Source organism: Mesorhizobium sp. M0410, from assembly GCF_040321435.1.
Taxonomy (GTDB): Bacteria; Pseudomonadota; Alphaproteobacteria; order Rhizobiales; family Rhizobiaceae; genus Mesorhizobium.
The window spans coordinates 164,802-191,350 of record NZ_JAMYRN010000007.1 but is presented as its reverse complement, the minus strand read 5'-3'; the positions used below and the strand labels follow the sequence as shown (position 1 = coordinate 191,350).

The following is a 26,549-nucleotide window of genomic DNA, read 5'->3' as shown; positions in this document are numbered from 1 at the left end:
CTACTAAGGGATTCGAAAACATGGCTTCGGTGGCATTTCTTGGTCTTGGCGTCATGGGCTATTCGATGGCCGGACATCTCAAGAACAAGGGCGGTCACGACGTCACCGTCTACAACCGCACCAGGGCCAAGGCCGAGCAGTGGGTTGCCCAGCATGGTGGCAGCTTCGCCGCGACACCAGCCGAGGCGGCCGCGGGCAAGGACTTCGTCTTTTCCTGCGTCGGCAATGACGACGATCTGCGCTCGGTGACGACCGGTGCCGAAGGCGCCTTCAATTCCGTGAAGAAAGGCGCCATCTTCATCGACAACACCACGGCATCGGCGGAGGTCGCGCGCGAACTGGCGCAGCAGTCGCAAGCGCTCGGGTTTGCGTTCCTCGACGCCCCGGTCTCCGGCGGCCAGGCAGGCGCCGAGAACGGCATGCTGACCGTGATGGTCGGCGGCGAGCCCGACGCCTTCGACAGGGCCAAGCCAGTCATAGATGCTTATGCCCGCATGGTCGGATTGATGGGACCGGCCGGGGCTGGCCAGCTCACCAAGATGATCAACCAGATCTGCATCGCCGGCCTCGTTCAGGGCCTGGCCGAGGGCATCCATTTCGGCAAGAAGGCAGGGCTCGACATCGAAAAGGTCATCGAGGTGATTTCCAAGGGTGCGGCCGGTTCCTGGCAGATGGAGAACCGGCACAAGACGATGAATGCCGGCAAATATGATTTCGGCTTCGCCGTCGACTGGATGCGCAAGGATCTTGGCATCTGCCTCGCCGAGGCCGACCGCAACGGCGCCAAACTGCCGGTGACGGCACTTGTCGACCAGTTCTACAAGGACGTGCAGGCGATGGGCGGCAAGCGCTGGGACACGTCCTCGCTGCTGGCGCGGCTGGAGAAATAGGACTTCACCGTGGCCGAGCTTTCGCCTCAATCCAGCGCCGATGAAATCGTTGCTCATCTGCGCTCGATCGCCTCGGAGGAAAATCGGCTTGGCATGCTGCGCTACGGCATCAAGATCGAACGTGCGCTCGGTATCTCGCATGGCGTGCAGCGGCAGATTGCCAAGAAAATCAAGCGCAACCATGAGCGTGCCTTTGAGCTTTGGCAGACAGGCATCATGGAGGCGCAGTTCATCGCTTCCGTGACAGCCGATCCGGAGCGGTTCTCCGCCGCGGATGCAAGACGATGGGCGGCGACTTTCGACTCGTGGGATATCGTCGACGGGGTCTCCGATCTCTTTGTCGATACGGATTGCTGGAAGGAATTGATCGCCGAATTCGCGGTCGACGAACGGGAATTCGTTCGACGCACGGCTTTTGCGATGATGGCCTGGTCGGTAGTCCACCGGAAGAAGGAACCCAAGACGACCTTCCTCGAATTCCTGTCGATCATCGAAGCGCATGCGACCGACGGCCGCAATTTTGTGAAGAAGGCCGTGAACTGGGCGCTTCGTTCGATCGGCAAGCGATCGATGAATTTGCACGGCCCTGCCCTTGCCGTGGCGCTAAAACTGGCGGCCTCGACAGACAGGACCGCACGCTGGATCGGCAAGGACGCCGTGAAGGAACTTTCCGATGCCAAGACGCTCGAGCGGCTCGCCGCCAGAAAAGCTTGACCTGAGCGAAGTGCGCTTCACGGAGGTGACGCAATCGACGCGCGCCGATTTCGAAAACCTGTTCGAGCAACCCGGCGGGCTGGTGTATGGCTTGGCGCAATCTCGACCGCCGCGAGCATGTCGAGAACGACGAGAAGAAACGCGCGATGATGACGCTGATCGACGCCGGCACGCCGGTCGGCATTGTCGCCCAGATCGATGGCCGGACCGTCGGCTGGTGCTCGATTGCGCCGCGCGAGACCTACCGCAAGCTGTCACGGCAGCAGGACGATAGCGAGATGGGCATCTGGTCGATCGTCTGCTTCTATGTACCGAGAGCGCTGCGCGGCGGCGGGCTGGCAAGCGCATTGCTCGACGCGGCCATCGATCACGCCTTTGCCAAAGGCGCCAGGACGATCGAAGCCTATCCGGTCGACCAGGCGTCGCCGAGCTACAGCTTTATGGGTTTTCGGGACACGTTCGCCGCCCGCGGCTTTCGCGAGATCGGCATGACCGGCTCGCGCCGGCATGTGATGCGGCTTGAACGTTGACCTGTGGGCAGCGGCGGTTTTACTTGATGTCACCGGCAGCAAGGTCAAGGCTCAACAGTGGAGCAGCAATGAGCAACCGTCTCAAATCAGGAGCGATCCTGGCGGCCGCGGTGTTCGTGTCCATTGTGGCAGACAGCGCTTGCGCCGGGACGATGCATATTTTCTGGAAGGATCTGCGCCCGGCGACCCAGGCAGCCGCCGAAAGCGTCGGACTGCCAATGATTGCGGCCAAAATGCCGGATCATGGCGAGACGCTCTCACTCAACTTGCAGGACAAGACCGTGCAGCTCGCGGGCTATGCGCTGCCGGTCGATCGCGACGGTGATCTCGTCTACCAATTCCTGCTGGTGCCGTGGACGGGAGCCTGCAGCCACATGCCGACGCCGCCGCCCAACCAGATCGTCCTCGTCACGCCTGCACACCCTTACAGGATGTCCGAGGCCTACCAGCCGGTTTCGGTGACCGGCGCATTACGGCCGGGCATGGAGAAGAGCCAGCTTTTCATCCTTGACGGCGTCAGCGTCATCCAGTCGGGCTACACCGTGCGCAAGGCCGAGGTGGTCAATGTCGACACCGTGCCGGACACGATCACGCTGCCGGTCAACTCGCCCTGGAGTTTCCTCAACAAAAAGAAGAACTAAACAGAAGAATCTCAGGCGGCGTTCGCGCCGGACTCCTTGTCGAGCATCATGTAATCCAGCGGCATCTCGGTCGTGTATTTGATCTGCTCCATGGCGAAGGAAGACGACACGTCGCGGATCTCGATCTTGGCGATCAGCCGCTTGTAGAAGGCGTCGTAGGCGGCGATATCGGGCACCACGACGCGCAAGAGATAGTCGACGTCGCCGCTCATGCGATAGAATTCGACCACTTCCGGGAATTCCTGGATGACCTCCGAAAAGCGCCGCAGCCATTCATGGCTGTGCGAATTGGTGCGGATCGAGACGAACACCGTGACCCGCACATTGACCTTTTCATGATCGAGGATGGCGACGCGCCGCTTGATGACGCCCTCTTCCTCGAGCTTCTGGATGCGCCGCCAGCACGGCGTCGTCGACAGGCCCACCTTCTTGGCGACGTCGGCGACTGCAAGCGTCGCATCCTCCTGCAGGAGGCGGAGAATTTTTCTATCAAGGCGGTCCATTGGGTGCTCCCCTGATGCAAGTCGTCCAAGTGCGCAGCGGCCTTGGCACAACGACATGCATAAAAACAAGAATTTAACGCGCGTCCCCTCATGCGCGACGCGCTTCGAGGAATGGATTACCATAATCCCTCTTGTTCGAGCCTATTACAAGAAAGAAATTCTGCCGCACAGTACGAAAGCGAGTGATTTCTTGCTGGATGCCTAGCCGAGGCGATAGCGGATTTCCGATCTCAGAAATGGCAGCAAATCCATTTCAAACCATGGATTGCGCTTCAGCCAGCCGGTGTTGCGCCAGGACGGGTGCGGCAGCGGCAGGACTTTCGGGTCGGTCGCCGCCGCCCAGATGGCACGCCAATCCATGACCGTTTCCGTCAGCGAGGGACGGCGCGCCGCGCCCATATGCCAGCTTTGCGCGTAGATGCCGATCGTCAGCACCATATCGACTTGCGGCATCAGCGCCATCAGCGATGTGCGCCATGCCGGCGCACATTCGCGGCGCGGCGGCAGGTCGGCGCCCCTGGCGTCCTGACCGGGAAAGCAAAAGCCCATCGGCACGATGGCGAATTTGTCCGTGTCGTAAAATTCCTCGCTGCCGACGCCCAGCCAGCTTCGCAGCCGGTCGCCGGAGGCGTCGGTGAACGGCATCCCTGTAATGTGAACCTTGGTACCCGGCGCCTGGCTGGCGATCAGGATACGCGCACTCGAAGATGGCCTGAGCACGGGCCGCGGTTGGTGCGGCAGCGGCCTGGCGGCCGGGTTATCGACGCAGATGCGGCAGGCGCGTACCCTCGCCGCCAAGGCTTCCAGCTCTTCGCTCATTCGGAACTCGTTGTCAGGCGGCGGCACTCGGCCGGCTGGAGATTTCCCGATGCCAGCGCAGCACGTTGGTGCACTCTTCGGGTACCTTGATGCGAGCCGGCTTCATGAAGTCGATGGCGACCAGCCCGGTGATGTCGGCGATCGAATAGGCATCGCCGGCGATGAATTCCCTGCCGGCGAGCTCAGTGTCCAGAAATCTCAGGAATTCGATCGCCTTCGGCTTGTTGGCCTCGCCCCATTCGGGGATTTGCGGGATCTCCCATTCCCTCATTGCGGGGTGGATGTGCCGGAACGCCGCGGCGACGCAGCCGAACAGATTGAACTCCACACGTCTTTGCCACATCTCGACGATCGCCTTGCCGAGCGCGCCACGCCCGAACAAAGCCGGCTCGGGGTGCAGTTCCTCGAAGTAACGACAGATTGCGACGGATTCGGTGATGACTGTGCCGTCGTCGAGCTCGAGCACCGGCAGACGCTTCAGCGGATTGCGCGAGCTGACCGGCTGCTCTTTGTGCTCCAGCGCGCCCATGTCGACGGGCATCAGCGGAACCTGAAGTCCCTTTTCGGCCAGAAAAATCCGAACCCGACGTGGATTGGGCGCGCGCCCGCCGTCGAACAGCTTCATCTCTATCCTCCTCGTCCGTCTCGACGAACTATAGGCGACAGCTCACCAGAAGCGAAAAATTTCGCGCAAGGCGTCGCCGATCGACGCCAAGGTACCGTGCTTTCTTTCGACCAGCTCATGGCCGTGGCTCTCGCGCCAGTTCTTCGGCTCGTCGAAAGTTCCGCCCCAGATGCCGGCTTTGCCCGCGCGCGCAGCAGCTTCCTCGGTCTCGAAATCGCCAAAGGCGACCGCCCAGCCGGCCTCGACCTGCGCGCGGTTGAGATCCTTGCCGCCGGCCTTGCAGTCGCCGAGCAGCCTGCCGTAGCGGTCGCGCTGCCAGCCGCTGCAGGAGACGGCTTTGCCGGCGATCAACCGCACCAGGGACTGCCGCGCGAGCTTGCCGCAGGGATAGTCGGCACCGTCCTTGCGGCAGATCTGCGAATATTCCGGCGCATCGATGCCGCGCATGCGGATACGCTCGCCGCCGAGCGTGATGCTATCGCCGTCATTGACGGTGGCCGCGCCCTCCGTCTTGCGCGTCTCGATCCGGTCGAGGCGCGCCGCCAGGAGGATCGCCAGGCCGAGCACGATGAGTGTCAGCCCATGATCCATTAGTCGGCGCCACAGGCTTCGCGGACGTGGCGCATAGTATCGCTGGCGCGGCCATCGCGACCACGAACGGCTCATATGGCAAACCGTTGGTTAATCATTCGAACGTAGCTTAACGATTTGAAATTGCTGCCCGTGTAAATTGAAGACTTCATGCCCCTGCAACGCTCGACCACGGCGGACAAGTTTATTGTGGACCGCAGGAAACGCCATCGCAACAGCGATGTCGCGCGCGCGGTGCGCAAGACGCGCGACCGTCTTTCGCAGCAAGCCGGAAATCCCGACTTCGACCGCGAGCTGTTGAAGCTCCACGCGCTTTCGATGACCGGCGGCGTGATCGTCCTTCCGCTGCTCGTTCTGGCAACGGCCGCGGCAGGCTTGCTCGCGGGCATCGGCAAGGAGATCGGCGTCTGGGCGCTGTTCACATTCATCTGCTATACCATCGTTGCATTCATGGCCAAACGCGTCACTCAAGCGTCCGAGCTCAACCCGCTGGAAACGCATAGGGATTTCCTGATCGGCCATTTTCTGTGCGGGCTTGGCTGGGCTTGGTTCGCATGGCTCGGCTGCGAAACTTGCCAAATGGATCAGTTCCAGGTCGCCAAGGCGGTGGTGCTGCTGCTCGCCATGTCGGCAACCGCGATCCTGGCATCGTCCCTTCGCGGTGCGCTGTTGGCGACCTTCGCCCTCCCGGTCGCCATCTATGCCTATGCCAGTGCAAAATTATGGATGCCGGTCGAAGTGATCATGGCCGGGTTGCTGATCTCGTCGCTGCCGTTCTTCGCCTATGTGGCGCGCCAGCTCAACCGTTCCTCGCTGATGCTGTTTTCGTTCCGCTCCGAAAAGGATGCGCTGATCGCCGAAGTGGAGACGGCGAAATCGATGTCGGACGAGGCACGGCGGCGGGCGGAAGACGCCAATCTGGCGAAATCGCGTTTCCTGGCCTCGATGAGCCACGAACTGCGCACGCCGCTCAACGCCATTCTCGGCTTTTCCGAAGTAATGGCCAACGAGGTGCTCGGCCCGATGAGCAACCCGACATATCGCGACTATGCCCGTGACGTGCACGACTCCGGACAGCATCTGCTCGACCTGATCAACGAAATCCTCGACCTGTCGCGCATCGAAGCGGGCCGTTATCAGCTCAATGAGGAGCCGATGATGCTGCTTTCCGTCGTCGAGGATTGCTGCCACATGATGGAGTTGAAGGCGCGCAACAAGGACATCCGCATCGTCCAGGATTTCGAAAACGCCTTGCCGCGCCTGTTTGCCGACGAACGCGCGGTGCGGCAGATTGTGCTCAACCTCTTGTCCAATGCCATCAAGTTCACCGCGACCGGCGGCGAAATCCGCGTGCGCGTCGGCTGGACGGCGGGCGGCGGGCAATATCTCTCCGTCAAGGACAATGGGCCGGGCATACCGGAAGACGAGATTCCGATCGTGCTCTCGGCCTTCGGCCAGGGCTCGATCGCCATCAAGAGCGCCGAACAGGGTACAGGGCTTGGCCTGCCGATCGTGCAAGGCCTGCTGGCCATGCATGGCGGCGAATTCCAGCTCCATTCCAGGCTGCGCGAAGGGACCGAGGCGATCGCCATCTTCCCGCTGAGCCGGGTGATGGAGGAACTGCCGGCGCTGCCGACCAAGGCGGTTGCTTCACGCCGCCGCTGAATGCTACCCGCCGACCGCGGCTGCCATGCCGGAGCTGGTCAGCGCGGCCGCCTTGACCAGGCCGGCGGCAAGCGCCGCCCCTACCCCCTCCCCTTGACTGACGCCCAGATCGAGCAGCGGGCGAAGGCCGAGGCGCTCGGCGGCCTTGGAATGACCAGGCTCCGGCGACAGGCTTGCGAGCAGACAATGATCGAGCGCGGCGGGGTTGGCGGTATGTAGGACGCCAGCGGCCGCAGTTACCGCAAACCCATCGAGCAGCACCGGGATCTTCTGCATCCGCGCCGCCAGAATGGCGCCGCAGATCGCTGCGAATTCCCGTCCACCGACCCGGCGCAGCGCTTCCAGCGGGTCCTTGAGGCTCGCGCCGTGAAACGCGATCGCGGCATCGACTAGCTCCGCCTTGCACCTTTGCATCGCCGTGTCGGCCCCTGATCCAGGGCCGACCCAGTCGGCGCCGGTGCCGCCGAACAGTGCCGTGCAAAGGGCCGCGGCGACAGTCGAATTGCCAACGCCGAGATCGCCAAGGCAAAGCAGGTCGGTGCCGCCGGCAATCGCCTCCATGCCGAAGGCCATGGTGGCGGCGCAACCGCGCTCGTCCAGTGCCGCATCCTCGGTGATGTCGGCTGTCGGAATGTGCAGAGCCAGATCGAACACCTTCAAGCCGAGATCGTTGGCGATGCAGATCTGGTTGATCGCTGCGCCGCCGGCGGCGCAGAGCTCGACTGCATTTGCCGTAGCGGCGGCGGGGCGCGGCGAAATGCCGTGGCGGGTGACGCCATGATTGCCGGCAAAGATCGCCACCAATGGTCGCGTCACCGCCGGCGGCGCGCGACCGCTCCAGCCGGCGAGCCAGGCGGCGATGTCCTCGATGCGGCCAAGCGAGCCTTCGGGCTTGTCTGCCTTGGCAAACAACTGGCGCACCCGGGTGTTGGCAGCCATATCTGCCGGCGGCAGGCTCACCAGGAGGTCGCGAAAATCGTCGAAGGGCAGTGCGCTGGTCATGTCGATGGCAATCGTCCTTGTGAATTGGTGAGCGGCATAGCCGCCTTGGCGGGCCGACACAACCTCGGCACAACTTCGAGGTATTGACGCGAAAGCACCTGCTGGCGGCGCATCCCGGAGGGCTTGCATTGACTTTGTCGTTGCACCATGTGGAGGCTAGCCAAGGAAATCCTTATGACGGCCATTGAATCCCCGTGCATCCTGGTCTGCTCGATCGATATGAAAACCGGCTTCTGTTTCGGTTGCGGCCGCACGCGCGAGGAAATCGCAGCCTGGATCGACATGACCCCGCAAACCCGCCGCAGCGTCATGGCCGAGCTCCCGGCAAGGCTGGAAACGGTCGAGCGACGCCCCCGCCGGGAAACCCGTCGCAGCCGCATGGCACGCGAACGCGACGCCCTCTCGTGAACCGGCCGCACAGATGAACCGACTGCTGTGGATTCTGATCGTCGCGATCGGGGCAGGTGTACTCCTGCTCATGCTCAACGATTCCGCCGGCAGTACATTCGGCATTGAGAATTACGATTTCAGCCAGTTGATCTGGCTTGGCGCTTTAGCGGCACTCGTCGGCGCCGGCCTGCTCAGATCGGGCAGGCCGTTGGGCACCATGGCCCGCAGCCTCGGCGCCTGGGGCGCCATCGTGCTGGCGCTGATCGCCGGCTATCAGTACCGCTATGAGTTGCAGGATTTCGCCAGCCGCGTCACCGCGGGCCTTGTTCCCGGCAGTCCGCTGGCGCTGGGCGTGGAAGAAGGCCATGCCACCGTCACCCTGGACAAGGCCGGCAGCGGCCATTTCGAAGCGCGCGTCACGATCAACGGCACGCCGATCCTGACGGTTGTCGATACCGGCGCGACCAGCACAGTGCTGACCGCCGAGGACGCTCTGGCGGCCGGGTTCAATTCGGCGGCTCTCCACTTCACCATCCCGATCTCGACCGCCAACGGCATGACGCGCGCAGCGTCGGTGCGAAGCGACGAACTGTCGATCGGCGGCATCGTGCGCAAGGACATGCCCATCATGATCGCCGCACCCGGCACCCTCGGTCAGAGCCTGCTCGGCATGAATTTCATTAGCTCGCTGTCGGGTTTCGACGTGCGCGGCGACCGCATGATCTTGCGGGATTGAGTTTGCTCAGGCCGCCTCTGCGGTCCTGCCGAAATCGACCTCGGCGAAGGCTGACTTCAGCACCTCCGGTCCGGCACCCGGCCGTGTCGCCTCGGTGGAGAGGATCTGCCGGTAGCGGCGTGCACCAGGCAGGCCGTGAAACAGCCCGACCATGTGCCGGGTGACATGCCCGAGCCGTCCACCCTGTTCGATATGGCGTGCTGCATAGTTCGCCATGGCGTCGATCAGCGCGGCAAAGTCGAACAACTCAGCTGTGCTGCCGTAAAACGCGGCATCCATGCCGGTCAGTATCCCTGGCGTGTGATAGGCAGCGCGGCCGAGCATGGCGCCATCGACATGGTCGAGATGCGTCAGCGCTTCTGCGAGAGATTGAATGCTGCCGTTGATGCCGATGAATTTGTTTTGTTTTCTGGCTTTCAGCCGATAGACGCGGTCATAGTCGAGCGGGGGGATGTCACGATTTTCCTTTGGGCTCAGTCCTTCCAGCCAGGCCTTGCGGGCGTGCACCCACAGCGCGTCGGCGCCAGTCGCGAAAACACCATCGGCCAACGCATCGAGTGCCGGTTCCGGATCCTGCTCATCGACGCCGATGCGGCACTTGACGGTAACCGGTATTTTCACCGCCGCCTTCATCGCCGCAACGCAATCTGCGACGAGCACAGGCGCCTTCATCAGGCAGGCTCCGAAGGTGCCCGACTGGACGCGGTCGGACGGGCAGCCGACATTGAGGTTGATTTCATCATAGCCGAAGGCTTCGCCGATGCGCGCCGCCTCGGCCAGCTTTCCCGGATCGGCGCCGCCGAGTTGCAGCGCCACCGGATGTTCGCTGTCGTCGAAGCCAAGCAGCCGCTCGCGTGCGCCGTGGATGACCGCATCGGCCACCACCATCTCGGTGTAGAGCAGCGCCTCGCGCGTCAGCTGGCGATGGAAGAACCGGCAGTGCCGGTCCGTCCAGTCCATCATAGGTGCCACGGCAACTTTGTGGCGTAACATATTCATTTTACTAGTTTCTCTGTCTCAGTCCGTCCGATACTCCGTTCGAATGACAGAGCAATTTAGCAAGAGATACAACACCTAACTAACCCGATATACGATTTTGCCGCCGCAACTGAAAGCAAATTGGCATGTCACAATGTCACTGTACGCACCAGTTAGATGCCTGCCGTGGAACGATGCACCGCCGGCGGCATACCAGTCAGCCAAGGCGAAGCGTGTTGCGGGCGATCTGCCACGCGGATTCGACATGCCGCCGCGCCGCCGCCGCCTCGTCCGGCTTGCGCGACCGGATTGCATCCATGATTTCGGTCATTTCGGTGATCGCCGGCTTTCAGGACCCGACTTCCGGCGATGTCTTGCTGGAAGGAAAATCACTGCTTGCAGTGCCTTCGCACAAGCACAACATCGGCATGGTCTTCCAACGCTACACGCTGTTCCGCATCTGACGGTGGCCGAAACCGTCGCTTTTCCGCTGCGGGTTCGCCGCCGGCCGGACACCGAGGTGAAGAAAAAGGTCGCCGACATGCTGGCCCTGGTGCGGCTCGAAAGCTTTGCCGGGCGCTTACCCGGTGCGCTGTCGGGCGGCCAGCAGCAACGCGTCGCGCTGGCCCGGGCGCTGGCCTACGATCGTCCGATCCTTTTGATGGACGAGCCATTGTCGGCGCTCGACAAGAAGCTGCGAGGAAATCCAGGGCGAAATCCGCCGCATCCATCGCCAGACCGGCGTCACTATTCTCTACGTCACCCACGATCAGGAAGAGGCGCTGCATCTGTCGGACCGAATCGCCCTGTTCAAGGATGGCCGCATCGAGCAGACCGGCACCGGCGAGGATCTCTATCTCAGGCCGGCGACCGATTCCGTTGCCGGCTTCACCGGCAATTCCAATTTCCTTGCTGCCGAACATCTCGGCACCACCAACGGCACGACAACGATCCGCATGACAGACTGTTGGGTCATATCCGGAGTCAGGGCCAACGGCACGTTCGGCAAAGGCCAGAAGACCAGGCCTGATGATCCGGCCCGAAGCCTTTAGCATGGAGCGGAGCCCGGCGAGCGCGGAACTGAATGTCGAGATCGTCGACATCGCATTTTACGGCTAGCGCCGGCGGATCGTCGCGCGCATCGCCGCTGGGCAGGAGGTTGACATCAGGCCGACCTCCGCCGCCATGCAATCGCAGGATGTGTCGCCCTGCACCCGGCAGGTCTTTTTCGATCCGGCTGCTGCATTCCTGTTTCCGGCCTGACTAAGCCGCGGTGGATCGCCGCCCTTCAACGCTTCGCAGCGATGGAGGCGTGCTTAGGATAAGTTGTGGTTCGGTCCATCATCAGCTTCGGTCGGCAAGCGCGTAACGTGTTCGACACTACCGGCTGCTGATTGGATGGCGGGGGTAGCTCGTGTATCCATTGACAGTCGTCATGCTCGGTTGGAAGATGAAGAAGGTCAGCGGCGATAGCCATACGGGAAGGCAATGGTCCAACCGCCAGATACCGGACACCATCCTGGCAGCGTCGTCGCGGTCATCGTCATTTGTTTGATCATCGTTGCTTTGTTCTTCATAGGCTTCAGATACTCAAGGCCGGGCCAGGGTACTCTCGTTATTCCTGGCGGTACGCAGCAGCAACCGTGAATCCGCCCCTTGGCGCGCGCTGATGCGGAGCCGTTCTCGTGCTGCCAAAAGTAGCCGGCGGGACTGGGGGACGCAGCAGAATGGTCCGGCGCGTCGCAGCCGGTCTTTTTGCTCCCGCCGCGCATTCCTTTCCCACCTAAAGAACCAAGCCTGGCCGGCGTGGTGTCGACCATGCTGGGAGATGACGAGCCCTCATCCACCAGGCACTAGACGGCCCTGATCAGCCGGAGCAAAGAAAGCGCTTCGAAAAAGGTCCCTTTGCGAAAGGCGAGATAGGTCGGCTCTTCGACACCATGGAACCGGCGCTTGAAGGCCGCCTGCCCCTGCAGGTTGAAGCGGGTGCGATTGACCCACGGCGATTCATAGGCACGCTGGAAGGCGCGCCGCCAGAAATCGCTTTCGGCAAACCCGCTAGGTCCGATTTCGACAAGCGGCGACAGGCCGAGGGTGACCACGGAAACACCTTCGTCGCGAAAGCGGTCGACCGCGAATTTGGTCAGGCCGATCTCGGCATGCGCCGAGGCATCGATGTGCTTGCGCTTGAACGACGTGGTGTAGCCGATGACCTTGCCGTCGCTGAACAGCGGATCGAAATCCAGCAAGGCCACGAGCTCTCCATCCGGACCGTGCAGGACGAAACGGCGCATATCGACGCCAAGGTGATCGGCAAAAGGCCTGTTGAGAAACCTCATCTCCCAGCGCTTGACGATGCGGTCGGCCCGCCAATTCTGGGAGAGCCTGGCAATCTCGTCGAGGAAGACGGTCCCATTGTCCTCCGCGAAGGAAAACCCCTTCCTCAAGAGCCAGCGTTCGGAATAACGCACTGTCTCATTGCGCTTTCCGGAAAAGTCGTGGCCGGGCAGGACAAGCCTGGTGTCGACGCCGAGGCGGTTGACCTGATAGCCAAGTCCGGCAAGCACGTGCGCCGTCTGTTCGCCGATCTGCACGAACCACGGGCTGCCGGCAACCTCGATGAAACGTTCGATATAGTCGCGCCGATCGGCCGGGGCAGCCATTGGATCACCGAGCGCGAAGTGATGTCGCGTTTTGGTTCCGTAAGCGATGTAGCCCTGGGCATCGCCGAAGTAGTGAAGCCCCTTCTGCACGGCGGTCGAATAGGCAAGGGAAAAATCACCATGGCGACGGACCAGCAACAGGCGCTCGACATGGTTCAGCCGCAGCCGCGGTATTTTACGCCCGCGGTTTTCCAGGAAACGATCGAGGCGTCTTCGCAGTGACGACATGGTCGACTTTCGCGTGCCGGCTAGGCCGATGAAAGAGCTGACGGACCCCAAACCGATCATATTGCCGCGAGCTGATCCTTATCTCAGCGCGTCATGCTTCCCCAGCCGGAACCGCCAGATTCCTAGGCGCAATCTGCCCCGGTCCCGCCCCGAGGCGGCACCACGCGTTGTTGCCGACGCCGATGCCACTTCGGAAGCGCCCAGGTCACCTGCCAAACACGATGCTCTTATCGAACTGCGCTCTGAGAAGATTCTGCCTGATCGGAAGCCAGGAACTCGTCGCGTTCTGCTATCCACAAGTCGGCATAGTCGACATTCTGCCACTCGGCAAACCACGGGCCGCCGCTCGTATAGTGGACCGCCTTAGGTGTGCCGACAGCAGGCTTTTCGTTCCAGCCTTCGAGCCAATTCCACTCTACCGGCAATGAACCCAAATCTTTGTCGGCAACCCACTGCATTCGGTGAAGATAGGCGCCACTTTCCTGATTCACGACCTCTGGCGTGAGCGATTTGACCGAAGGATGCGCGCAATTGAACAGCATCAGCGACGACCAGTTTTTCCGAGGATAGGATGTCTGGACCACGCCATCCATCTTGGTTGTGGCCTTCGGCGTATAGTCATGCTGGACGCAATAGACCGCCTTGTCCGAGTCCGTATATTTCAGCAGGCCTGCGACGTCACCAAGCCACAGGAAATCGCAATCACAAAACAGGGCCCAGCCCGTGTAGTCGGCGAGAAAAGGCGTGAGGAAGCGCGTGTAAGTGAACTCCGTCGAGGCGAGTGGATCTTTTTCCCGCCAATACAGCCGGCGGGCACGCATCTCGTCTTGTTTGATCGGAATGACGGAGACAGGCGCCGACGCATGTTTGAGCAGCGAGTGTCGCGCGACGTCGTACGCGATCGGCTCACGGCTGTCCCATCCGATAAATACCCTAAACGCATCAGTCATATTCACTACCCTGGCTTTCGATTTTATCGGTCGTACACTAACTAGTTGGCGATGGCTCGGCAACAATTGCGGTCAACCGAGCCGGTTTCTCACAGATTTGTCCTGGCCTCAGCCTTGCTTTTTTGGGTGGACCCGGCCTCGCATTCCCAATGCGACACGCGCCCATTTCTGATAGGTGTAGCTGGCCGAATACGCGGCCACCATCGCACCAATGGAACCGTCCAGAAATCCCAGCCGGAAAATATAGCTGCGCACATAGGCCCAGACGGAACGCAAAACTGCCTTGCCTATCGAGCTTTTTTTGCCCTCGGCAAGCAGCTGCGCGGCGGATGCTTCTGCGTACCGGCCGATCTTGTCGTGGGCATCTGCCAGGTCGGTGATCGAGTCGTGCTCGATCGGCTGGGACAATCGCCCGACCTTTCCGTTCAACACTACTTTCTCGTGCACGGTGTCGTCGCTGAAGCGCCCGGAGCGGCGACGGAAGAGCCTGAGCACTAGATCGGGCGACCAGCCACTATGGCGGACAATGTGCCCGCAAAAGCGCGATCTTCTCGGTATTTCGAAGCCGTCATAGGCTTTTGGGTCGGCGATTACGGCCCTGATTTCCGTGCCGAGCGGCGCCTCCACCCACTCATCGGCATCCAGCGAGAGGATCCAATCGCCCCTTGCCGCGGCCAGCGCACGGTTTTTTTGCGCGCCGAAACCGGGCCAATCAAGGGTCATCAAAACCTTGGCCCCCAAGTCACCGGCAATCTCCCTGGTGCTGTCGCTGCTGTCATTGTCGAGAACGATGATTTCGTCTGCAAAATCCACCGAGCGAAGGCAGCGCGCGATGGACGCCTCCTCGTTGCGGGTGATGATAATGACCGAGAGCGCCGGCACGGTCAGAAGGTTCCGGCATCAAAGCTGCCACTGTCATTCGAATGCATCTGCAGCATCGGCTCCCGGCCCGTTAGCACATTGAGGGTACTAATCTAATTCAACAAAGTCGAAAATCATTTCAGATCAAGGCTTTCATACAGCGCCATCATTCGCTTGATCATGACATTGAAATCATAGTGTTCGGCCGCCACTCTCACCCGGGCTCCGGTTTCAGGTCGTGACGCCAACTGCAGCGCGTGGGCGAGCGCTGCTGCGAGGTCACGTTCGCTGGCCGCATCGCAAACGAGCGTCGGCTCGAACCGCTCGACAAGCTCGCGCGCTCCACAGCCGGTGCTTACCACGGCGGGCAAGCCGCTGGCCATCGCTTCGATGACCACTGTGCCGAAAGGATCATAGATGGAAGGCAGCACGGCAATATCGGCCGCGCCGTACCACGGCAGCATGTCTTTCTGCGGCCCCAGCATCTTGAGCCGTGCGCCGAGACCGAGCCTGTTACCGGCCTGCCTGAAGGCGTTGGCGCGCGAATCATGGCCGATGACCCACAATTCCGGCTCGCCATCGAGCCTGGCGACAGCCTTCATCAGTGCAAGCAGTCCTTTTCGCGCAAAGCCCGAGCCGACAAACAGGACGACCGGCCTGTTTTCGTCGACGTCGAGCTGCGCGCGGACCGCGGCCCGATGCTGTTGGCGCAGTTGCGGATTGAAGCGGTCGAGATCCACCCCGTTGGGAATATGGTGCACATTTTCGGCCGGATAATCATAGTGACGGACAATGTCCTCGGCGACCATCTTCGAAATCGCTATGACAGCTTTGAGCCGTGGACTGGCATAGGTTGCGCGCTCGAGGCGCAGCGTCTGGCGGTGAAAGGGGCTCAGCGCCATTGCCGCCCTGCCGAGCCGCGTCTCGAAACGCCGCCGTTCGGCAAGATAGGCGGCATGAACGCCCTCCCCGGCCCGGAAAACATCGCAGCACGGGAGGCGATCGTTGCTCTGCACCAGCGCCGGTGGCATCTCGGCGATCTTGCGGCAGGCGGCTTGAGCAAAGGACGCCGCCCGCAGCGAACGCGGAAAGCGGCGGCCGGCGCAATGGATGAATTCTACGCCTTCATAGCGCGGCCAGTCACCCGAGAGCACGGCCACCGGCCGCTGACGCGCGGCAAATGCGGCCATGATGTTTTCCAGCATGATCTCGCCGCCCCCAAAGGGCGCATAACGCTGGCGCACGAACAGGATCGGCCTGTCGAATTGATTTTCGATGCCACGAATGCCGGCATGCATTGGGTCAGGGCTCCGGCCTTGTTGCCATCTGACGATGTCTATAGAGGCCAGCGCGCATCGGCAACAGTTGGAAGGCTCACTCGCGGAACTCAGAACAGGCCTGTGTCCATTGTCCGCGACTGCTTGCGATTTGCCTGACGGTGCTGCATGTAGAAATTAACTGCAAACAGCGGATCAGCGCCAGCCGGGTAGTGACCGCTATGAGGGGGAAGCGACGGCTTGAGCAAAGCAACCTGGCCCGCCATTGTCCGCCGGACGATTACCGACACCGCCATATATCGGCTGAGACGCACCTTCGGAAGGCGGGCAGAAGTGTCATCGCTACGGCCGATAACGCCCCTTAAAGCGAATGACCTGCCTTTGATCCTCGTCATCCGCAACGAGGCGGACAGGCTGCGCCCGTTCCTGAAGCACTATCGCGAGCTCGGCGTCACCAGATTCGCCGTCCTCGATGATCGCTCAACCGACGGAACAGCTGAGCTTCTGGCCGAGCAGCCAGATGTCGATCTATTCAGCTCGCCGCTCACCTATTCTCAGTCGGACCTGGGAAACCTTTGGCGGCAGCGTCTTGTGCAGATTTATGGTCAGCCTCGCTGGTATCTGACCGTCGATGCGGACGAATATCTTGTCTATGACGGCATGGATCAGAATCCGCTCGGCGCGATGGCCGCCTGGCTCAAGCGGCGCGGAATGACACGCCTGCTGGCGCCGATGATCGACATGTATCCGAGCGGAAACATCTGGGACGTACCCTTCGATCCCATCGTGCCGCCATGGCAGGTTGCGGACCATTTCGACGGCAGCGGCTATGAGGTGACGAGGAGCCCCCGGCATCTCAAGATCACAGGCGGCCCGAGGACCCGGCTTTTCGCCAGGCAGCACAAGTTGACCAAGTTTCCTCTGATATATGTTGATCGCCAGACGATTTTTACGTCGATTCACGCACCGCTGCCCTACTGGCGAAACTATATAAAGGGATTGGCCGGCCTGCTTCATTTCAAGTTCTTCGCCGATTTCAACGACAAGGCGCAGGTCGCGGTGGCGGAAGGTCAGTATTGGAACGGCGCTTCCAAATATCGCCAGTATCATGAGGTATCGAGCGGTAAAGCCGCTCTCAGCGCGATGAGCGAACAGTCAATGCTGTACGAAGGCGCTCACAGCCTATTCCAAACGGGTTTGATCGACAAAATTGATTGGTAGACGGCACTCCGGCAGATGCCGAACCAACATCATGCATAACCGAACGCTTTCATGAGCTGGGCACCTCGTCCTTGTACCAGGTCCTGTAACTCGGCGTTTCCAAGTTCGGAGCGCCATCTCCCGCTCCCGTCATAGATTGGCTGATTGACCTGGTGGTTCCGGAGCACCTCGTGTGGCGTCTCGACGCTGGCGTCGGTCGGCTTGAACCATTGCTGCGGGTTCTTGTGGTAGTCGAGGAGATCCGGGCTGAAGGTCACATCAAGAAAGCCGCATATCTGCTCGACCACTTTGGCCGGTTTCTCGACCAGATCCTCATAGCGATAGATCAGCACATCCGGCTTTCCCCGTTCCGCGAGAACCAGCGCATTATCGTTGATCCAGCGGTCGAGAGCCTCCTGTGGGTCGTCAAGTCGTTTCGTCAGCGACGCCACGACGTCGCGCCCGTCTCGCACCGGCATGATGAAACGCGCGCCGGGCACGAGCCGGCGAATGCGGGCCACACGGCGGATATGCCGCGGCGTCTTTTCAAGCAGCACGTTCTTTCCAGCCTCGCGCGCCGCCCGCTTCAGTTTCCAGAAGCGGAACATGGCCAGTGGCGTCCACTTGAAGAAAATGTTGGTTTCCTGAAGCGGCAGGTAGACGTCAGGATGCGACGCAAGGATCGTCGCAATCAACGTCGTCCCGCTATGGCCGCAGCCGCAAATGAATCCGGTCCGCATCACCATGTCGGCAATGCCCCCTAACCCAAGGCGACCCGGGCGCGGTTATCGACGCGAGCGTAGCACAAGCCGTTCGTGCTAAAGACCTTGTCCAGCTTCTCCCAATATTCGAACTTGGCTAACTGCTCGTCACAATAGGCCACGTCGTTCTCGGAAAGATATTCGCCGTAACCGCCTATCTTACCCTTGCGCACCTTGAAGCTTTCGGGATCATTCGCATCGCGCGGCTGTAATATCTTGCCGTATCGATCGGACAGATCACCGGTCGATTCACTCACTTTCATCTTGTCGAAGGTTCGGTTGTTCGCCACGTCGACAAGCGTCTGATCGTCAGCCTGCTGGTTCAGGAATCCAAGGATCGCGCGAAGGACACCAGCCGTATCCCGATGCATATCTTCATATTGAAGATACCGGATTTCGCGCATCCGGGGCATGGCCGCGAACCAATGCAGATTGAATCTGATGATCTTTTCAATCCCATGATTGTCGCTTCTGATAAAATCACTGAACGATCCGGCTGGAAGCATGTGGCGCTTCTGAACCTGAAAGTACCCTGAGACCACCGTATCTCTTGGATCGCGAACAAGCATTATTGTTCTTCTCTTCTTGTATCGAGATTTATTCTCCTTGAGGCTCGATTTTGGTCGAAGTAACTTGTGGTCGGTTCCGTCGTGAATGTATTGAACTTCAACTCCGAGATCGTCCAGCATGACACGCAGCCACGTGCGCCCTGATTTTGGAAAGGATACGATAAGAGGAAGAGGCGGCGCTTTGGCCTGGAAAAATTTTAGAAAGGACATGGGAGAGACCTCCTTTAGATTATCAGAGCTGGCGCCCGAACCGCTGCAGGCCAGACCAACCCCATTACTGGGCGCCTAAGCCTACGGCTGATTCGAACACAAGGCAGAAATGCCGGCAAGAATTGCGATCCTCTGCGGGGCGAATTGGCCTTTACTATATCCCGGTTCGGAATGCCTTATGTTTTTTGGCCTGTTGCGACGAGTGTTCGACACGGGCGCTCCATTCCGCGATCCGTCGGCCGAACGCTTAATGCGGATCGCGTCGATGCGTATTCAGTGACGCGCTTTCGGACGACATGCATTAGCCACTCACTTTTGTGATCCATGGCGCCAGGATGGCCTCGGCCTCGCTCATCACCACGGACCAGGGGCGTTCCCGTTTCGAGACCAGCACGGCCGATGGATAGTAGGGCGTGCGGTCGCCCTCGACCGGCCAGGAGCGCTTGAAGCCGTCGCCCAGAATGAAAACCGAGGGGATGCCGAGCGCGCCCGCCAGATGCGCTCCGGTATTGCTGATGGTCACCACGGCGTCCATCGCGGCAACCTGCGCGGCGAAAAGGTCCATGTCGACGAGCTGATCGACCGATCTGTCATAAAGAATGCGCTCCGGCTCACCGTCGGTCAGGATCTTCAGATCGGTCTCGATCTGGCCGTACTGCAGCGAGACGAACCGGAGGTCCCGGCGGCCGATCAGGTTTCGCCAGGCGGCAAGCGGCGGCAGGTCTTTGCCGGGATTGGAGCTGCCCCATGCGACACCGACCAACGGCCGCCCTTCCTTCCGGTAGCGGGCGCGAAGTTCAGCGACCCGGGCCGGATCCGGCTTAAGGGGCACGAAATGCTCGCGGATCGTCGCCTCGTCGGTCTCGAAAACGGCAGTCAGATGCTGGACGCCGGCGAAGGCCTGCGCCTCGGCATAGACGGCCTTGCCGCCAGCACCGACCGGCCGCACATCGGCAGTTGGAAAAGTGCGCTGAAAGAGCGGTACCAGGCGGCGCTCGACGAGGACGATCGAACGGGCGGCGCGCGCCAGGGCACAGCCGACGGAGCTGGCATGATGGATCGCGGTGGCCAGACCCTGCTTTTCGGTTTCCATCAGATCGATCAGCAGTGTCTGGCCAGAAATATCCTGGCCCAGCCACTCGCCATCGACGCGGCCGTTGACGATGTGGCGTCGTGCAATCCTGAGTTCGGCGGCTGCGCCATAGGCGCCCATCCGCATCAGCGCCTTGCTGAGCTCGTCGATCAGGTGGACCTCGCCCCTCGATTTCGCAATGGATCCAAGAGCCAGGGCTTTCGGCAGTGCCGCCGGCCAATCGCGGGACTCGACGCTTCGCCGATAATCCGCCATCTGATCGGCAATGTCGCCGTCACGCCAGCGAAGGAAGAGCTGCCGCCGGTGACGTCGGAACCAGACCTTGTATTTGTAGCCTGCAAGCGCGACAGCGCGGCGCAACCGGCCGAGAAGTAGGCTACCTTCCATCGCCAGCTCCGCCGATGATTTGCATGACCCGTCCGCCTGCTTCCTGCACTGCCGACGCCCAGGTTCGGCCGCCTTTTCGGACCAGTCGAACGCTCGGATATGCGGCGACGGTCTCGCCGAAGGCAGGCCAGGACAGTCGAAACCCGTCGTCGAGCATGACAACCGTCGGCACGCCGAGCGCTCCGGCCAGGTTGGCGCCGGTATTGCTGACCGTCACCACTGCGTCGAGCGCCGCGATTTGGGCGGCAAAGCGGTCCATGTCCGTCAACTGGTCGACGGAAGCGTCATGGATGATGCGGCCCGGCGCGTGGCGCTCGAACTCGGAGAGAGCCGGCCCGACATCGCCATATTGCAAGCTGACGAGGCGCCCCGGCAGGCTGCCGAACAGCGTCCGCCAATCGTCCAGAGCCGGCAGATCCTTGCTCTTGTTCAGGCTTCCCCAGGCAAATCCGATCAGCGGACCTGGGCCGCCATCGAGATAGGTGCCGCGCAGCTCGGCAACCAGTCGGCGGTCCGGCTCCAGCGGAACGAAGGGCGCGCGTGCCGCCGGGTCGTCCGGCCAGAAATGCTTTGCGAGTGTCTCGAAACCGGCAACGACATCGGCGTCCACTGCCGCCATGTCCTCTTCCCCTTCAATCCTAACATCGAGCGCAGGATATGTTCTGCGATAAAGCGGTGCCAGTCGCGGCTCGACGAAGACGATGCATCGACCGGCAGCCGCGACGACTGGACCAAGCAGCGACGCGAACTGGAAAAAGATCGCCAGGTCGCCTTCGCGACGATCGACGAGAAGCGTGCGACCCGCAAGATCACTGCCATCCCAATCGGGTCTGCCGCGCTGCTTGCTCGCCGCCATCAACTGCCAGATGCGATTTCCGCCGTCGAGACGCCTCAGTCCGCGCCCCGCTTTCTTGATCAGGCCGAGATCGCCAAGCTGCTCACCAAGCGCGCCAAGCGCCAGTGCATGGTCGCGAGCAGTTTGCCAGTCACCACGCTGCACGCTTTCCTCCATCAGCCTCATATGCCTTTCGGCACTTTCGTCGGCGTGGCGCGAGGGACGTCTAAGAAGTTCCTTTGCCCGCTCGAGAACCTTCTGCAGCCGCTTGCCGGCGGCGCCTTGCGGGCGCAGATCGGCGGTTTTTGCTTTCTGAAGGATGGTTCGTCTGTTCTGCACGGCGATGTTCTATCGTCCTCGGGGAGCGTCGGAAAGCGCCGTCAGGATCGATGAGAGCCGCCGGCCGGCCTCGTCGAGCACCAGCGACCAAGTGCGCCCCTCCTTGCGAATGACAATGCCCTTCGGATACCAGGGTGTCCGGTCGCCGGTCACCGGCCATGCCGTCTGAAAATTATCGTCGATGAGGAAAACAGTCGGCACGCCAAGGGCTCCGGCAAGATGGGCCGCCGTATTGCTGATCGTCACGACAGCATCGAGTGCGGCGACCTGTGCCGCGAAACCGTCCATGTCGACCATCTGGTCGACGCCGTCGTCAAAGATCAGACGCGCTTCATTGCCGTTGCGAAGGCGCCGCAACGCCGGCTTGATCTGTCCGTACTGGAGCGAAACGAAGGTCGCTTGTGTCTGGGCGATGAACCGTGCCCATTCAGGAAAATCAGGCACGTCCTTGGTGTGGGATTTGCTGCCCCAGGAGAGGCCGACCAGCGGCAGATCCGTCATCGCCCGATAGCGCTTGCGGAATGTCTCGACGTGTTCAGGATCTGCCCGCAGCGGCACGAAGTCGGCAGCAAGCTTTTCGGCATCGCGTCCGAACACCCAGGCGAGATCTTCGAAAGTCGCACGTTTGTTGGCGACCACATTCCGCTGCGCCGGGACCACGGTCGCCTTCGGGAACGTTCGCTGCAGAATTGGTACCAGGCGCGGCTCGACCCGGATTGTTGCGCTTTGCGCATAGGCAGCGGCAGCGCCGGCCAGTCGCGCGTGGCGGATAACCCGGCCAAGGCTGCGCGGGTCATCCTCCACAAGGTCGATCAGCAGTGTATCCGATCCGAGATTCTCGCCGGTCCACTCGTTCGCGCTTTTCCCTTTCCGCAGCCGGCGAGCGGAAAGCCGAAGCTCAGCTGCCCGCGCAAAGTTGCCAAGCCGTTCGAATGCCTGGCCCGCCTTCTGCATCAGCTCCGGGTCGCGATTATGATCGGCCGCGACAGCTATCTCATTGGTACCGGCTTCAAGGCCTTTCCAGTCCCTGCGAACGATCAGGGCCTCAACCCTGGCTTGCAGCTCAAGAATGGACCGCGGCTGCTTGGGGCCGGAAAACAACCTGCGCACCGCCTTTTTGTACCGGCGCACCTGAAGGCCCAGTCCACCAATCACATACCGAACATAGGAACCGTGATAAAAGCTGGTCATCGGCCTTCAGCGCAATACGCTCTGCCGCAGCTTTTTGCCGCTTTCGACCATCGGATCGGGCGTCTCCAGGTGGAATATCGAACGATATATCTCGCTGTGCTTGGCAAGCTGGTCATGCGTTCCAGCATCGACAAGCTGTCCGGCGTCAAATACGAGAATACGATCGGCCGCCTTGATTGTAGACAGCCTGTGCGCAATGCAGATCACTGTGCGCTGAAATGTGTTGTCGAAGGCTGCCTCCATGACTGCCCGTTCGTTTTCACCGTCAAGCGCCGATGTCGCTTCATCATAGACGATTACCGCAGCATTCTTGAGCAGGGCGCGTGCGATGGCGACGCGTTGTTTCTGCCCGCCCGACAGATTGGTGCCGCTCGGCCCGACAAGCGTGTCGAGCCCGTTTTCGAGCGCCGAAGCGAAGCTGGTGACCCGGGCGAGGTTCGCAGCGGACTCGATTTCCTGATCCGTGGCGTTCGGGCGGCCGTCGCGAATGTTGTCGCGGATCGAGCCTTCGAACAGGAAGACGTCCTGTGACACCAGTGCGATATTATCGCGAACGTCGGCCAGGCTGATCTTCGAAATGTCCTTTCCGTCGATCAGGATCCTGCCCTTGTCCGGCTCCATCAGGCGCAGGATCAGATTGACGATGGTGGTCTTGCCGGCGCCGGAGCGGCCGACGATCGCCAGCTTCTCACGAGGTCGCACGTCGAAGGAAACACCCTCGAGCGCCGGGCTGTTGCCGTCATAGGAAAAGGCCACATCTTCAAAGCGGATACCACCATCGACGTCGGCCAGGCGCTCGCCCGCGATTGCAAGTCGCCGCTGCTCGGGCGTGTCGATCAAATCATACATCTGTTCGACGGCGACCATTTGCTTCTGGATGTCGACATTGACCCGGGCCAACCGCTTGGCAGGCTCATAGGCAAGCAGGAACGCGGTAATGAAGGCCATGAATTCGCCGGGCGTCTTGCCGTTGCCGAGGGTCTGCCAGCTGGCGTACATAACGAAAAGCCCGATGATCACGCCGCCGCCGGTCTCCATCAATGGGCTCATCAATGCTGACGTCCGGTTGATCTGGATGCCACGTCTTTCCATCTTGCGGACGGCCTTTGCAAAGCTGGCAACCGCCTTGTCCTCGAGCTGGAAGGACTTGATGGTGCGGATGCCTTCGACGGCTTCCGTGCCGATCGACTGGACCTGTGCGGCCAATTCCGTCTCGCCCCTCGCCAGCGCCTTGAGCTTCCTGGTTATCGCGCCGACTGACAGGAACAGCATCGGCAGAACCGCCACGGATATTAGCGACATTACCGGGTCCTGCTTGACCATGACGCTGGCCAAGGCAATCAGGGTCAGCAGATCAGAGACGGCGCTGCTCGTGAGGGTGAGAATAACGGTCGCCCCGGCGCGCGCGTTGAACATGATCTTGGAGATAAATTTTGCCGGATGCTGGTTCGCGAAACGGCTGATGTCGAAATACACCATTCGGGAAAATTGACGGTTTTGAAGGTCTGAAACGATAGCCCGGCGAATCTTCCCCGTGGTGATGGTCTGGCAGTAGGCAGCTATGCCCTTGACCAGGAAAATGCCGATAATGACGACGCTGATACCCGATACAGCGGCAGCGTCTCGCTCGACATAGATGGTGTTGATCATGACTTTCATGATCCAGGCCGCTGCCCCGGTCGCCGCAGCAGCAGCGATCGAGCACAGCAAACCTGTCACATACAGCATCTTGTGCGGCGGCAGATTTTCGCCAATCAGACGCTTGATCAGCGGATATGCTGGGGCCGTTGACACTCGTTTCTTTGCAATCATCTCGTCGCCGCCCGTTGCGATCCCGTCCGGTCTTTGTGTTGTCTTGAAGCGCGAAACGGTTTCGATCACCTGTCTGTGGCTTCGTTCCCGACCGCAGTCAATGCCGAACCGGACCCTTGCACGTCATCGGCTTACGACCGTCGGTTCCTCGCATACGAGCATAGCGGACCCAGCCACGCGGCTCTTGCGCCATTCGCTGTCGGCCGCGCTATGCCCGGTCAGTGTTTCGCGAGGACCATGAGATGGCTTCCAAGAGGCGAGGTGTGATTGCTTTTGATTGAAAAGCCCACATCCGAAAGCACCGCGATCATCTCTCTATCCTTGCCAGGAGGAACGCGGGCAACGATCGTTTGAGCACGCCTGGCGATATCGCACAGCACGCGTCGCGCCTTGTCCGCGCCGAGGCTCCACTGCATGTGATGGTAGACCGCCAGCAGCATGACGATGTCATACTGCGGTTGGAGAACATTTTGCAGCTTCCGGCTGCCAAGATCGAGACAATCGAACCGGCTTTGAACCGGACAACCCAGGAAGATCATCCTGGCCGTCTCGATATGCGGCTTGAGAATGTCGATCCCATGGATCGAACTCGGTCCTAGCTTGGATATCTCATAGGCGACAACACCCATGTTGCAGCCAACATCGAGAATGGACTTCCCGGCGTAGTCGACCTCTGCTGAGAATAGGCCGTCCAGTCGGTCGTCCCACGTTCCCTTGAATCTCTTTTGCTTATTTGACCACCACAAATCATTGTTCTCCAAAAGCGGCGCCGGACTGGTTTCCTTGACGGAGGACGACTGTGCGCTGGGCCTTGGCCCCGGACCAGTTGCTGGCGCGCAAACGACACTGTCCAGAATGTCCTGTAAACGTAACCGCGGGAGAAAGGAACTCCTGATCACAGCATCCTGCGAAGACGTTTCGGGAAGCTGACGAACATCAGCCCAACAGATCGACACATCGGTTGGAAACCGCAATGTCGCTTGGCGCCCCCTACCCGGGCCTGCCCTCGAGTTCCTGAAACGTACGCCCTTTCGGCAAGGCAAGCCATGTTTGTTCTTGCTTTGTGCCGGCAGCTATGCTACTAATTTGCCTATGGTGCTGATTTGCACCAACGACCGTCTTGCCGCGAGATGCGGTTTTTCAGCCAGGCTCGATCAAAGCTCGCCCGCATTGCCGGGCTTTTTGGCCAACAAGGTCGAGCGCCGGCCTTTTCGGCAGCTTCCGAGAAGGGAAATCGGAAAAGCAGCTTCCGGTTCTCGTCGCAGATTTCGAAGGAAAGGTCTGTCAGGACTGGGCTGCCGCTGAGCAGACCCTCGGCCAGGATTTCCTTGGCCGAAGCCATGGCGTTGTCCTGGGCGGCAGACAGGCCATCCAGGTCCTGCCCCTCGAAATCTTCCGTCAAGCGGCCGTCATTGTTGGTAGTGTCTCAGTTTGAAATTTGAGACCGGTCAGCCTATCAGAATGCATGAAGTCATATTTCTTGGTTGGGACAATAGGGAAGGCCCAAACTGAAGCGGAGTTGGACCGACAACTCCCCGGCCAACGGCACCCTTGGGTGCTACCCAGACTCGGTGGAGGCGATGCTATCGCCTACGTCAGTTTGGAAGCCAACGGGGATGTCCAAGTCGATGTTAGCGGTCGGCACCACCCGAAGGATCAAGTCGTATTGCGCCTGCTGCGATTGCTCCGAAATGAAGTCGGCGGCACTATCGAAGATGACGGCTAGATGCCGCGTTTTTGTACGGCCCACGCTTGCCCGGCTTCGGCCCCTCCAAGAAGAACAACGGCGAAGGCAAAGAAAAGATGCTCACTTGGACCACGCTGAGCTCATTAAATGAAAACGATCTCCTCTACCGTGGCGCGGTGTTTCGCTTCCGTGCAGTAACACCAATCGAAGAGATCCGAGAATATATGCTGTTTGAAACCTTCGAAGCATCCGGTCTAGGGCTTGTCCGGTGCAGCGGCTATGGCGCGGGCCACGTCTCGTCTATTTGCCGAAGGAAGCGAGGGCAAAGGGCGCAATGGCAATATCGCCAATTTGGCTTGCCTCGCATTGGCGCAAATGGATCGGTCATTCTACCCCAAGCGA

Annotated in this window: 24 protein-coding genes and 3 pseudogenes; 9 read left to right on the top strand and 18 right to left on the bottom strand. The window is 60.7% G+C overall.

Translation table 11 applies throughout. The features are described 5' to 3' along the window. Window positions 1-17: 17 nt before the first annotated feature. From NKI63_RS12455 to NKI63_RS12440, 4 genes and pseudogenes are all read left to right on the top strand, one after another. Window positions 18-890, top strand: a pseudogene (locus tag NKI63_RS12455) (NAD(P)-dependent oxidoreductase); the annotation flags it as partial. A gap of 9 nt (window positions 891-899) precedes the next feature. Next, window positions 900-1,604: a DNA alkylation repair protein gene (locus NKI63_RS12450; RefSeq protein WP_352508417.1), complete on the top strand. Its 705-nt coding sequence runs from the start codon at window positions 900-902 to the stop codon at window positions 1,602-1,604. Window positions 1,605-1,690: 86 nt separating this feature from the next. Further along, window positions 1,691-2,134 (top strand): GNAT family N-acetyltransferase, encoded by a 444-nt coding sequence (locus tag NKI63_RS12445; RefSeq protein ID WP_352508416.1) that lies wholly within the window; start codon window positions 1,691-1,693, stop codon window positions 2,132-2,134. 68 nt (window positions 2,135-2,202) lie between these two features. Then, the gene (locus NKI63_RS12440) at window positions 2,203-2,775 is read left to right on the top strand and encodes a DUF3299 domain-containing protein (protein WP_023675008.1); all 573 of its coding nucleotides are present in this window, start codon (window positions 2,203-2,205) and stop codon (window positions 2,773-2,775) included. 11 nt (window positions 2,776-2,786) lie between these two features. On the opposite strand, the gene NKI63_RS12435 is transcribed toward NKI63_RS12440, so the two are convergent. The 4 genes and pseudogenes from NKI63_RS12435 to NKI63_RS12420 form a co-directional block, all read right to left on the bottom strand. After that, window positions 2,787-3,278 carry an Lrp/AsnC family transcriptional regulator gene (locus tag NKI63_RS12435; protein WP_023675006.1) on the bottom strand — a complete coding sequence of 164 codons (492 nt, stop codon included), beginning with the start codon at window positions 3,276-3,278 and terminating at the stop codon, window positions 2,787-2,789. A 201-nt stretch (window positions 3,279-3,479) separates the two neighbouring features. Then, window positions 3,480-4,097 (bottom strand): annotated as a pseudogene (locus tag NKI63_RS12430) (uracil-DNA glycosylase family protein); the annotation flags it as partial. A 13-nt stretch (window positions 4,098-4,110) separates the two neighbouring features. Continuing rightward, the gene (locus NKI63_RS12425; RefSeq protein ID WP_352508415.1) at window positions 4,111-4,722 is read right to left on the bottom strand and encodes a glutathione S-transferase; all 612 of its coding nucleotides are present in this window, start codon (window positions 4,720-4,722) and stop codon (window positions 4,111-4,113) included. A 42-nt stretch (window positions 4,723-4,764) separates the two neighbouring features. Beyond that, window positions 4,765-5,388, bottom strand: a complete 624-nt coding sequence (locus NKI63_RS12420; RefSeq protein WP_352821664.1) for a thermonuclease family protein — start codon at window positions 5,386-5,388, stop codon at window positions 4,765-4,767. Between the two features lie 75 nt (window positions 5,389-5,463). Between NKI63_RS12420 and NKI63_RS12415 the strand changes: the two genes are divergently transcribed. Beyond that, window positions 5,464-6,978, top strand: a complete 1,515-nt coding sequence (locus NKI63_RS12415) for a sensor histidine kinase (RefSeq protein ID WP_352508413.1) — start codon at window positions 5,464-5,466, stop codon at window positions 6,976-6,978. A gap of 3 nt (window positions 6,979-6,981) precedes the next feature. Here NKI63_RS12415 and NKI63_RS12410 read toward each other — a convergent pair whose 3' ends face one another. Further along, the gene (locus NKI63_RS12410) at window positions 6,982-7,980 is read right to left on the bottom strand and encodes a nicotinate-nucleotide--dimethylbenzimidazole phosphoribosyltransferase (RefSeq protein WP_352508412.1); all 999 of its coding nucleotides are present in this window, start codon (window positions 7,978-7,980) and stop codon (window positions 6,982-6,984) included. A gap of 174 nt (window positions 7,981-8,154) precedes the next feature. On the opposite strand from NKI63_RS12410, the gene NKI63_RS12405 reads away from it, so the two are divergent. Together NKI63_RS12405 and NKI63_RS12400 are read left to right on the top strand one after the other, a co-directional pair. After that, a complete protein-coding gene (locus NKI63_RS12405) occupies window positions 8,155-8,388 on the top strand; it encodes a DUF1289 domain-containing protein (protein ID WP_031193575.1) in 234 nt (77 codons plus the stop codon). A 13-nt stretch (window positions 8,389-8,401) separates the two neighbouring features. Next, complete coding sequence (locus tag NKI63_RS12400) at window positions 8,402-9,106, top strand: TIGR02281 family clan AA aspartic protease (protein WP_352478885.1); 705 nt, start codon at window positions 8,402-8,404, stop codon at window positions 9,104-9,106. 6 nt (window positions 9,107-9,112) lie between these two features. Here the strand turns inward: NKI63_RS12400 and dusA are convergent, their stop codons facing one another. Further along, complete coding sequence (dusA, locus tag NKI63_RS12395) at window positions 9,113-10,105, bottom strand: tRNA dihydrouridine(20/20a) synthase DusA (protein WP_352821661.1); 993 nt, start codon at window positions 10,103-10,105, stop codon at window positions 9,113-9,115. A 317-nt stretch (window positions 10,106-10,422) separates the two neighbouring features. Between dusA and NKI63_RS12385 the strand changes: the two are divergent. Continuing rightward, window positions 10,423-11,347 (top strand): annotated as a pseudogene (locus NKI63_RS12385) (ABC transporter ATP-binding protein); the annotation flags it as partial. Window positions 11,348-11,937: 590 nt separating this feature from the next. Here the strand turns inward: NKI63_RS12385 and NKI63_RS12380 are convergent. The 4 genes from NKI63_RS12380 to NKI63_RS12365 form a co-directional block, all read right to left on the bottom strand. After that, window positions 11,938-12,975, bottom strand: coding sequence for a phosphatidylglycerol lysyltransferase domain-containing protein (locus NKI63_RS12380; RefSeq protein ID WP_352507287.1), 1,038 nt, complete (start codon window positions 12,973-12,975; stop codon window positions 11,938-11,940). A gap of 227 nt (window positions 12,976-13,202) precedes the next feature. Further along, window positions 13,203-13,925, bottom strand: a complete 723-nt coding sequence (locus NKI63_RS12375) for a glycosyltransferase (protein WP_254817270.1) — start codon at window positions 13,923-13,925, stop codon at window positions 13,203-13,205. Between the two features lie 108 nt (window positions 13,926-14,033). Further along, window positions 14,034-14,807, bottom strand: coding sequence for a glycosyltransferase family 2 protein (locus NKI63_RS12370; protein WP_352507288.1), 774 nt, complete (start codon window positions 14,805-14,807; stop codon window positions 14,034-14,036). 113 nt (window positions 14,808-14,920) lie between these two features. Next, window positions 14,921-16,084 (bottom strand): glycosyltransferase family 4 protein, encoded by a 1,164-nt coding sequence (locus NKI63_RS12365; RefSeq protein ID WP_352507289.1) that lies wholly within the window; start codon window positions 16,082-16,084, stop codon window positions 14,921-14,923. Between the two features lie 219 nt (window positions 16,085-16,303). Here NKI63_RS12365 and NKI63_RS12360 point away from each other — a divergent pair, with 219 nt between their 5' ends. Next, window positions 16,304-17,284: a glycosyltransferase family 2 protein gene (locus NKI63_RS12360; protein ID WP_352507290.1), complete on the top strand. Its 981-nt coding sequence runs from the start codon at window positions 16,304-16,306 to the stop codon at window positions 17,282-17,284. A gap of 29 nt (window positions 17,285-17,313) precedes the next feature. Here the strand turns inward: NKI63_RS12360 and NKI63_RS12355 are convergent, their stop codons facing one another. The 8 genes from NKI63_RS12355 to NKI63_RS30705 all read right to left on the bottom strand — a co-directional run bounded on the left by NKI63_RS12355 (window position 17,314) and on the right by NKI63_RS30705 (window position 25,862). After that, window positions 17,314-18,009, bottom strand: a complete 696-nt coding sequence (locus NKI63_RS12355) for a sulfotransferase family protein (protein ID WP_352777871.1) — start codon at window positions 18,007-18,009, stop codon at window positions 17,314-17,316. Between the two features lie 14 nt (window positions 18,010-18,023). Then, a complete protein-coding gene (locus NKI63_RS12350) occupies window positions 18,024-18,803 on the bottom strand; it encodes a sulfotransferase domain-containing protein (RefSeq protein ID WP_352688356.1) in 780 nt (259 codons plus the stop codon). 301 nt (window positions 18,804-19,104) lie between these two features. After that, the gene (locus NKI63_RS12345; protein WP_352507293.1) at window positions 19,105-20,283 is read right to left on the bottom strand and encodes a glycosyltransferase family 9 protein; all 1,179 of its coding nucleotides are present in this window, start codon (window positions 20,281-20,283) and stop codon (window positions 19,105-19,107) included. Then, window positions 20,273-21,457 carry a glycosyltransferase family 9 protein gene (locus NKI63_RS12340; RefSeq protein ID WP_352507294.1) on the bottom strand — a complete coding sequence of 395 codons (1,185 nt, stop codon included), beginning with the start codon at window positions 21,455-21,457 and terminating at the stop codon, window positions 20,273-20,275. The genes NKI63_RS12345 and NKI63_RS12340 overlap by 11 nt, the downstream gene beginning before the upstream one ends. Window positions 21,458-21,466: 9 nt before the next feature. Further along, window positions 21,467-22,648, bottom strand: a complete 1,182-nt coding sequence (locus tag NKI63_RS12335) for a glycosyltransferase family 9 protein (protein WP_352507296.1) — start codon at window positions 22,646-22,648, stop codon at window positions 21,467-21,469. A gap of 6 nt (window positions 22,649-22,654) precedes the next feature. Next, window positions 22,655-24,367 carry an ABC transporter ATP-binding protein gene (locus NKI63_RS12330; RefSeq protein ID WP_254817279.1) on the bottom strand — a complete coding sequence of 571 codons (1,713 nt, stop codon included), beginning with the start codon at window positions 24,365-24,367 and terminating at the stop codon, window positions 22,655-22,657. Window positions 24,368-24,678: 311 nt separating this feature from the next. Next, window positions 24,679-25,221 (bottom strand): class I SAM-dependent methyltransferase, encoded by a 543-nt coding sequence (locus NKI63_RS12325; protein WP_254817280.1) that lies wholly within the window; start codon window positions 25,219-25,221, stop codon window positions 24,679-24,681. Between the two features lie 329 nt (window positions 25,222-25,550). Then, window positions 25,551-25,862, bottom strand: a complete 312-nt coding sequence (locus tag NKI63_RS30705; protein WP_502896086.1) for a DUF6894 family protein — start codon at window positions 25,860-25,862, stop codon at window positions 25,551-25,553. Window positions 25,863-26,549: the final 687 nt, after the last annotated feature.

Excerpts from the sequence above, each read along its gene's own strand:
- NKI63_RS12445 (WP_352508416.1), top strand. The coding sequence starts at position 1,691 with ATGGCTTGGCGCAATCTCGACCGCCGCGAGCATGTCGAGAACGACGAG.
- NKI63_RS12435 (WP_023675006.1), bottom strand. The coding sequence starts at position 3,278 with ATGGACCGCCTTGATAGAAAAATTCTCCGCCTCCTGCAGGAGGATGCG.
- NKI63_RS12345 (WP_352507293.1), bottom strand. The coding sequence starts at position 20,283 with ATGGAAGGTAGCCTACTTCTCGGCCGGTTGCGCCGCGCTGTCGCGCTT.
- NKI63_RS12380 (WP_352507287.1), bottom strand. The coding sequence starts at position 12,975 with ATGTCGTCACTGCGAAGACGCCTCGATCGTTTCCTGGAAAACCGCGGG.
- NKI63_RS12375 (WP_254817270.1), bottom strand. The coding sequence starts at position 13,925 with ATGACTGATGCGTTTAGGGTATTTATCGGATGGGACAGCCGTGAGCCG.
- NKI63_RS12415 (WP_352508413.1), top strand. The coding sequence starts at position 5,464 with ATGCCCCTGCAACGCTCGACCACGGCGGACAAGTTTATTGTGGACCGC.
- NKI63_RS12425 (WP_352508415.1), bottom strand. The coding sequence starts at position 4,722 with ATGAAGCTGTTCGACGGCGGGCGCGCGCCCAATCCACGTCGGGTTCGG.
- NKI63_RS12440 (WP_023675008.1), top strand. The coding sequence starts at position 2,203 with ATGAGCAACCGTCTCAAATCAGGAGCGATCCTGGCGGCCGCGGTGTTC.
- NKI63_RS12420 (WP_352821664.1), bottom strand. The coding sequence starts at position 5,388 with ATGAGCCGTTCGTGGTCGCGATGGCCGCGCCAGCGATACTATGCGCCA.
- NKI63_RS12400 (WP_352478885.1), top strand. The coding sequence starts at position 8,402 with ATGAACCGACTGCTGTGGATTCTGATCGTCGCGATCGGGGCAGGTGTA.
- NKI63_RS12355 (WP_352777871.1), bottom strand. The coding sequence starts at position 18,009 with ATGGTGATGCGGACCGGATTCATTTGCGGCTGCGGCCATAGCGGGACG.
- NKI63_RS12405 (WP_031193575.1), top strand. The coding sequence starts at position 8,155 with ATGACGGCCATTGAATCCCCGTGCATCCTGGTCTGCTCGATCGATATG.
- NKI63_RS12335 (WP_352507296.1), bottom strand. The coding sequence starts at position 22,648 with ATGACCAGCTTTTATCACGGTTCCTATGTTCGGTATGTGATTGGTGGA.
- NKI63_RS12365 (WP_352507289.1), bottom strand. The coding sequence starts at position 16,084 with ATGCATGCCGGCATTCGTGGCATCGAAAATCAATTCGACAGGCCGATC.
- NKI63_RS12410 (WP_352508412.1), bottom strand. The coding sequence starts at position 7,980 with ATGACCAGCGCACTGCCCTTCGACGATTTTCGCGACCTCCTGGTGAGC.
- dusA (WP_352821661.1), bottom strand. The coding sequence starts at position 10,105 with ATGAATATGTTACGCCACAAAGTTGCCGTGGCACCTATGATGGACTGG.
- NKI63_RS12350 (WP_352688356.1), bottom strand. The coding sequence starts at position 18,803 with ATGTCCTTTCTAAAATTTTTCCAGGCCAAAGCGCCGCCTCTTCCTCTT.